This window comes from Micromonospora phytophila (assembly GCF_023656545.1).
Lineage (GTDB): Bacteria > Actinomycetota > Actinomycetes > Mycobacteriales > Micromonosporaceae > Micromonospora > Micromonospora phytophila.
The window spans coordinates 1-7,374 of sequence record NZ_JAMOKF010000276.1 but is presented as its reverse complement, the minus strand read 5'-3'; the positions used below and the strand labels follow the sequence as shown (position 1 = coordinate 7,374).

At 74.6% G+C, this 7,374-nt stretch carries 5 protein-coding genes; 2 read left to right on the top strand and 3 right to left on the bottom strand.

The genetic code is table 11. The features are described 5' to 3' along the window. Positions 1–750: FecCD family ABC transporter permease (locus NCC78_RS24465; protein ID WP_250797309.1), on the bottom strand; the 750-nt coding region annotated here is incomplete at its 3' end. Positions 751–897: 147 nt separating this feature from the next. Here NCC78_RS24465 and NCC78_RS24460 point away from each other — a divergent pair. Then, positions 898–1,257, top strand: coding sequence for a YciI family protein (locus NCC78_RS24460; RefSeq protein ID WP_250797308.1), 360 nt, complete (start codon positions 898–900; stop codon positions 1,255–1,257). 6 nt (positions 1,258–1,263) lie between these two features. Here NCC78_RS24460 and NCC78_RS24455 read toward each other — a convergent pair whose 3' ends face one another. After that, positions 1,264–1,701 (bottom strand): cytidine deaminase family protein, encoded by a 438-nt coding sequence (locus NCC78_RS24455; protein WP_250797307.1) that lies wholly within the window; start codon positions 1,699–1,701, stop codon positions 1,264–1,266. A 248-nt stretch (positions 1,702–1,949) separates the two neighbouring features. On the opposite strand from NCC78_RS24455, the gene hrpA reads away from it, so the two are divergent. Next, complete coding sequence (hrpA, locus tag NCC78_RS24450; protein WP_250797305.1) at positions 1,950–6,011, top strand: ATP-dependent RNA helicase HrpA; 4,062 nt, start codon at positions 1,950–1,952, stop codon at positions 6,009–6,011. A 27-nt stretch (positions 6,012–6,038) separates the two neighbouring features. Here hrpA and NCC78_RS24445 read toward each other — a convergent pair. Then, a partial coding sequence (locus NCC78_RS24445) for an FAD-dependent oxidoreductase (protein WP_308220944.1) occupies positions 6,039–7,374 on the bottom strand: 1,336 nt, incomplete at its 5' end.

Here is a 7,374-nt window from a genome sequence, read left to right as displayed (position 1 = left end):
GACCAGCCCGATGCGGTGACCCAGGCCGCGGGCCACGTCGTCGCCGAGGGCGAGCGCGTCCAGGCCCCGGGCCACCAGGGCGGCCAGCGCCAGGCCGGCGAGCACGAACGGCAGCACCTGACCGGCGACGGAGAGGTCCCGCCCGGTCAGCCCGCCGACCACCCAGAACCGGTACTCCTCGAAGGTGCGGGCGTCGATGATGAGCAGCGCGTACACCACGGAGGCGAGACTGGCGTCGAGCGCCGCGCCGACCAGCGCCAGGGTGACCGGGCTGGCGCCGTCGCGGGCGCGGGCGGCGACGGCGAAGACCAGCAGGCCGGCGAGGAACGCCCCGCCGATGCCGAACCAGACGTACCCGGCGAGGGTGCCGACGCCGAAGACCGAGATGGCCAGCACCACGCCGAAGGAGGCGCCGGCGCTGATGCCGAGGATCCGCGGCTCGGCGAGCGGGTTGCGGGTGAGCGCCTGGAAGAGCACCCCGGCGACGGCGAGCGCCGACCCGACGGCGAGGCCGAGGGCGGTACGCGGCATCCGCAGTTCCCGGACGATGGTGGTGGCCTCCCCGCCGTCCGGGGCAACCAGCGCGTGCCACACCTGGTCGACGGGGAGCGGGCGGCTGCCGAGCGCGAAGCTCGCCAGCACGCTGAGCAGCAGCACCAGCGCGGCCCCGACGGTGACCGCGACCCGGCGGCCACCACGTGCCCGTGGTCGGGTGCCGGCCGGGGCCGGCCGGGTGGCGAGGGTGGTCACGGGTCTCCTGCGGGTGCGGGCTTAGGTACGCCTTACCTTAACTGACCTGCTTAGGGAGACCTAACTCGCGACGGTCGATCCGCTAGGGGCCCGGCCGGCGGGCGACGAACCGGCGACGGCGGGCCCCCGCGCACCTAGGCTGTGGGGATGCGATTCGACCAGCACACGGTCGTGCTCCTGGTCCGCCCGACGGACGCGCCGGAGCTGCCGCGGGACGCGGCCGACCGGTTGCAGGACGCCCACCTGGCCCACCAGGCGGGGCTGGTGGAACAGGGGCACGTCATCGCGGCGGGCCCCTTCGTCGACGCCGACGACGAGCGGCTGCGCGGGTTCGTCGTCCTCGCCGTCGACACGGAGATGGCCCGGGAGCTGTACGCCAACGACCCGGCCGTGCGGGCCGGGCGGCTGGCCGTGCAGGTGATGAGCTGGATGGTGCCGGAGGGCAACGTACGGTTCGAGAGCGTGCCGGTCCCCCGGTCGATGCTAGAGGCGGCGGCCGGCGACTGACCCGCCTCAACCCTCCGCGCCGCCGCGCGGGGCCGGCACCGGCGCGTCGACCTGCTGGTCGGCCCAGACGTACGTCTCGGGCAGCAGCTCCCCGACCGGCACCACGCGCAGCGCGTCGGTCGGCCCGACGATGACCCGGACGCCCGGGAAGTAGTCCAGCAGCACCTGCCGGCAGCGCCCGCACGGCGGGATCACGCCCCGCCCCCGGTCGCCGACCGCCACGATCGTCTCCAGCTCGGTCACGCCCTGGGTGGCGGCGGCGCCGATCGCCACCACCTCGGCGCACGGGCCGCCGGTGAAGTGGTAGACGTTCACGCCGGTGAAGACCCGCCCGTCGGCGGAGCGCCCGGCGGCGGCGACGGTGTGGTTCTCGCTGCGGCAGCGCAGCTTGGCGACCGCCGTGGCGGCCTGCACCAGCGCCCGGTCGGTGTCCCGCATCGTCATCGCGCATCCCCGTGGTCGGCGTCGTCCGGCGGTCAACTCTAGACCCGCGCCCGCCGAGGTCGGAGGCGACGGCACGGCCCGGACGGCGCCCGCCGCAGCCCGGTGGGCCGTGAGTCGGGGGGCCCGGTAGCCGGTAGTCGCGGGGCCCGGTGGGCAGGGAGTCGCGGGCCCGGGTCGGGCGGGGGTGGCGGGGCCGACCGGTAACCGAGGGGCGACCCGGCCGCGGGCTGCCTATCCTTGGCGACGACATGCAGAATCCATCCGCACCCGCCGCGACCGACTCCGTCCGCGAGCTGCACCGCCGCCTCACCACCCTGATGTTCCGCGACCAGCGCCGCCTGCAGCGGCGGCTGGACGGCGTACGCAAGCTGCGGGACCCGCAGCGGCGCGAGAGCGCGCTCGCCGAGATCGCCACGGACGTGGCGCAGGCCGAGGCGCGGCTGGAACGCCGGCGGGCGGCCGTGCCGGTGATCACCTATCCGGCGGGGCTGCCGGTCAGCGAACGCAAGGACGACCTCGCCGCCGCGATCCGCGACCACCAGGTGGTGATCGTGGCCGGCGAGACGGGTTCCGGCAAGACCACCCAGCTGCCGAAGATCTGCCTGGAGCTGGGGCGCGGCGTGCACGGGCTGATCGGGCACACCCAGCCGCGCCGGCTGGCCGCCCGGACCGTCGCCGACCGGATCGCCGAGGAGCTCGGCACCGAGCTGGGCGACGTGGTCGGCTACAAGGTCCGCTTCACCGACCAGGTCAGCGACCGCAGCCTGGTCAAGCTGATGACCGACGGCATCCTCCTGGCCGAGTTGCAGAACGACCGGATGCTGCGGCAGTACGACACCCTGATCATCGACGAGGCGCACGAACGCAGCCTCAACATCGACTTCATCCTGGGCTATCTCCGGGAACTGCTCCCCCGCCGCCCCGACCTCAAGGTCGTCATCACCTCCGCCACCATCGAGACCGACCGCTTCGCCCGGCACTTCGCCGGGCCGCCCACCGACGACGAGCCCGACGGGGTTCCCGCCCCGGTGATCGAGGTGTCCGGGCGGACGTACCCGGTGGAGGTGCGCTACCGGCCGCTGGTCGAGGTCGCCGAGGAGGACGAGGGCGACGACGAGGAGACCGTCCGCGACCAGGTCCAGGCGATCGGGGACGCGGTCGAGGAGCTGGTCGCCGAGGGGCCCGGCGATGTCCTGGTCTTCCTCAGCGGCGAGCGGGAGATCCGGGACACGGCCGACGCGCTGGGCAAGCTGGTGGAGAAGAAGCCGGCGCTGCGCGGCACCGAGATCCTCCCCCTGTACGCCCGGCTCTCCACCGCCGAGCAGCACCGGGTCTTCGCCCCGCACGGCGGGCGGCGGGTGGTGCTCGCCACCAACGTCGCCGAAACCTCGCTCACGGTCCCCGGCATCAAGTACGTGGTGGACCCGGGCACCGCGCGGATCTCCCGCTACAGCAGCCGCCTCAAGGTGCAGCGGCTGCCCATCGAGCCGGTCTCCCAGGCCTCGGCGAACCAGCGCAAGGGGCGCTGCGGCCGCACCTCCGACGGCATCTGCATCCGGCTCTACGACGAGCAGGACTTCCTCTCCCGGCCCGAGTTCACCGACCCGGAGATCCTGCGCACCAACCTCGCCTCGGTCATCCTCCAGATGACCTCCATCGGGCTCGGCGACCTCGCCGCGTTCCCGTTCATCGACCCGCCGGACCGGCGCAACGTCGCCGACGGCGTCAACCTGCTGCACGAGCTGGGCGCGCTGGACCCGACCGAGACCGACCCGGCGAAGCGGCTCACCCCGCTGGGCCGGCGGCTGGCGCAGCTCCCGGTCGACCCCCGGCTGGCCCGGATGGTCCTCGAGGGCGAACGCAACGGCTGTGCCACCGAGGTGATGGTGATCGCCGCCGCGCTGTCGATCCAGGACCCGCGCGAGCGCCCCGCCGACCGGCAGGCCCAGGCCGACCAGGCGCACGCCCGGTTCACCGACCGGGAGTCGGACTTCGTGGCGCTGCTCAACCTGTGGCGGTACCTGCGCGAGCAGCAGCGGGAGCTGTCCTCCAGCGCGTTCCGGCGGATGTGCAAGGCGGAATACCTCAACTACCTGCGGGTGCGCGAGTGGCAGGACATCGTCAGCCAGCTGCGCCAGGTGCTGCGTACCCCCGAGCAGGCCGGCGGGGGACGCGGCGGGCGACCGGCCCGCGACGCCGCGAGCGGCGCGGACGCCGGCGGCCGGCGCGGCGTCGGGGCCGACCTGCCGGAGGAGATCGACACCCCGAAGGTGCACCAGTCGCTGCTGGCCGGGCTGCTCTCCCACGTCGGGCTCAAGGACGCCCAGAAGCACGAGTACCTGGGCGCCCGCGGGGCGAAGTTCGCGCTCTTCCCCGGCTCGGCGCTGTTCCGCAAGCCACCGCGCTGGGTGATGGCCGCCGAGCTGGTGGAGACCTCCCGGCTCTGGGGCCGGGTGGCGGGCCGGGTCGAGCCCGAGTGGGTCGAGCCGCTCGCGCAGCACCTGGTCAAGCGCAGCTACAGCGAGCCGCACTGGGAGAAGAAGCAGGCCGCGGTGATGGCCTACGAGAAGGTGACCCTCTACGGCGTTCCGCTGGTCACCTCCCGCAAGGTCAACTTCGGTCGGATCGACCCGGCGCTGAGCCGCGAACTGTTCATCCGGCACGCCCTGGTGGAGGGCGACTGGGAGACCCACCACCACTTCTGGCGGGACAACCAGCGGCTGCTCGCCGAGATCGAGGAGCTGGAGAACCGGGCCCGGCGCCGCGACATCCTGGTCGACGACGAGACGATCTTCCAGTTCTACGACCAGCGGATCCCGGCGGACGTCGTCTCCGGCCGGCACTTCGACACCTGGTGGAAGAAGACCCGCCACGAACGGCCGGACCTGCTCACCTTCACCCGCGACCTGCTGGTCAACGCCGGTCGCGGTGGGCTGGACGAGGCCGACTTCCCCGACGAGTGGAGCGCCGACGGGGTCGCCCTGCCGCTGACGTACACCTTCGAGCCGGGCACCCCCACCGACGGCGTGACCGTGGACATCCCGCTGCCGCTGCTCAACCAGGTGCCGGCGGAGAGCTTCGACTGGCAGGTGCCCGGGCTGCGCGAGGAACTGGTCATCGCGCTGATCCGGTCGCTGCCCAAGCCGGTCCGCCGCAACTTCGTGCCGGTGCCCGACTACGCCCGGGCGGCGCTCGCCGCCATGCCGGCCGGCGAGGAGCCGCTGCTGGACGCGCTCACCCGGCAGCTGCGGCGGATGACCGGGGTGACCGTGCCCCGCGACGCGTGGGACCCGGAGAAGCTCCCCGCGCACCTGCGGGTCAGCTTCCGGGTGCTCGACGAGGAGAACAAGCCGGTCGCCGAGGGCAAGGACCTGCCGGCCCTGCAACGCCGGCTCAAGGCGGAGGTACGCCAGGTGGTGGCCGCCGCCGCGCCGGACGTGGCCCGCACCGGCCTGAAGGAGTGGAGCATCGGCGCGCTGCCCCGCACCATCGAGCAGGTCCGCGCCGGCTACGCGGTCACCGCCTACCCGGCGCTGGTCGACGAGGGTACGACGGTCGGGGTGAAGGTCTTCGACTCCGAGGCCGAGCAGGCCGCCGCGCACTGGGCGGGCACCAGGCGGCTGCTGCGGCTGACCGTGCCCTCCCCGGCGAAGTTCCTCCAGGGACGGCTCTCCAACGAGGCGAAGCTGGCGCTGAGCCGCAACCCGCACGGCGGGGTGCAGCAGCTCATCGAGGACGCGGCCGGGGCGGCGATCGACAAGCTGGTCGGCGACGCCGGCGGCCCGGCCTGGGACGCCGAGGGCTTCGCCGCGCTGCGCGACAGGGTCCGGGCCGACCTGGTGGACACCGTGGTCGAGGTGATGGACCGGGTCCGCCGGGTGCTCGCCGCCGGGTACGCGGTCGAGCAGCGGCTCGGCGCCACGCAGAACCTCGCCGTGGTGGCCGCCCTGGCCGACGTCCGGGCCCAGCTCTCCGGCCTGATTCACGCCGGGTTCATCACCGAGGCCGGGTACGCCCGCCTGCCCGACCTGCTGCGCTACCTCACCGCGATCGAGCGGCGGCTGGACCGGCTGCCGGGCAACCCGCAGCGGGACCGCCAGCTGCAGGACCGGGTCGCGGCGGTGCAGAAGGAGTACACCGACATGCTCGCCGCGCTGTCGCCGAGCCGCCAGCAGTCCGCGGCGGTCCGGCAGATCCGCTGGATGATCGAGGAGCTGCGGGTGAACCTCTTCGCCCAGGCGCTCGGCACCCCGTACCCGGTGTCGGAGCAGCGGATCTACCGGGCGATGGACGACGCCGAGGGCAGGTGATCCCCGCCGGCCGGGCCGACCGGCCGGTCAGGACGCGGCGTGGCGGGAACCGCGCAGCACCCGGGTCAGCACCGGCGGGGCCAGCAGCCGGGTCGGCGGGTCGACCAGGTTCAGCACCCGCAGGAACGCCGCGCCCAGCGCCGGGTCCCGGGTCGCCGCCGCGTGCAGCCGACCGACGTAGGCGTTGACCAGGCGTACCCGGGGCGAACGCCGGCCGGTCACCTCGGGGAAGCGCAGGTCGGTGCCGACCGAGATGGACCACGGGCCGTCGATCAGGCGGGCCGCGCCCCGGAAGAACCGGCGGGCCGGCCAATCCGGCCTGCGGCGGAGCAGCCGGCGCAGCAGCAGCGCCTCCAGCGCGGCCACCGTCATGCCCTGCCCGTAGACCGGGTTGAAGCTGCACAGCGCGTCCGCCACCACCAGGTAGCCGGCCGGGAACCGGCGCAGCCGCTCGTAGCGCCGCCGGACGCTGGCCGGGAAGCGCATCGTCGCGGGCGCGCTCTCGGGCTGGGCCGAGCGCAGCAGCTCGGCGATCTGCGGTGCGGCGAGGCTGTCGGCGAAGGCCGCCATCCCCTCGTCGTCGGCGGGTGGCTCCTCGCCCAGCATGCCGCTGAGCGCCACCGCGAACCGGCCCTGCTCCTGCACGGCGACGATGCCCCCGCGGGGCCGGCCGGGCAGTGCGTTGGCGAGCGCCCCGAGCAGCCCCTCCAGGTGGTGCGGCTCGCGCCGGTAGGTGCGCGTCAGGTACGTCACCCCGATTTTGACCTGCTCCTCGGGCGCCGGCCGGTAGTCCAGCTCGGCCAGCCAGACCGGGCTGCGGCTGCCCCGCCCGCCGGCGTCCACCACCAGGTCGGCCGGCAGGGTGACCGGATCGCCGTCGCGCGGGCGCAGCCGCACGCCGGTGACCCGCCGCCGGTCGGGCGTGGCGGTCAGCCCCGCCGCCTCGCAGCCCGGCAGGAGGGTCACCCCGGGCAGGGCGGCGACCGGGTCCCGGACGACCTGTTCCAGCAGCGGCCGGCTGACCCCGAACGCGAGCAGCGGCGAGGGGGCGCGCCGCATCCGGTGCCCGTCGTTGTACCAGTGGACCTGCTCGTGCAGGTCGACCGTGGGCACGCCGAGCGCGGTCAACTCCGCGCCGACGCCGGGCAGCAGCTCCTCCAACGCCTGGCGGCCCCGGGCCAGCAGGACGTGCAGCTGCCGCCCCTGCGGTACGCCCCGGCGGCTCGCCGCCCGGTCGGGCAGCACGTCGCGGTCCACGACGGTGACCCGGTCGTACGCCTCGGTGAGCGCGCGGGCGGTCAGCAGGCCGCCCATGCTGGCCCCGATCACGACCGCGCCGCCCGATGCCATGCCGGCAGCGTAG

What these genes read in the sequence shown, in the direction of transcription:
- hrpA (WP_250797305.1), top strand. Translation starts at nt 1,950, where the DNA reads ATGCAGAATCCATCCGCACCCGCCGCGACCGACTCCGTCCGCGAGCTG.
- NCC78_RS24460 (WP_250797308.1), top strand. Translation starts at nt 898, where the DNA reads ATGCGATTCGACCAGCACACGGTCGTGCTCCTGGTCCGCCCGACGGAC.
- NCC78_RS24455 (WP_250797307.1), bottom strand. Translation starts at nt 1,701, where the DNA reads ATGACGATGCGGGACACCGACCGGGCGCTGGTGCAGGCCGCCACGGCG.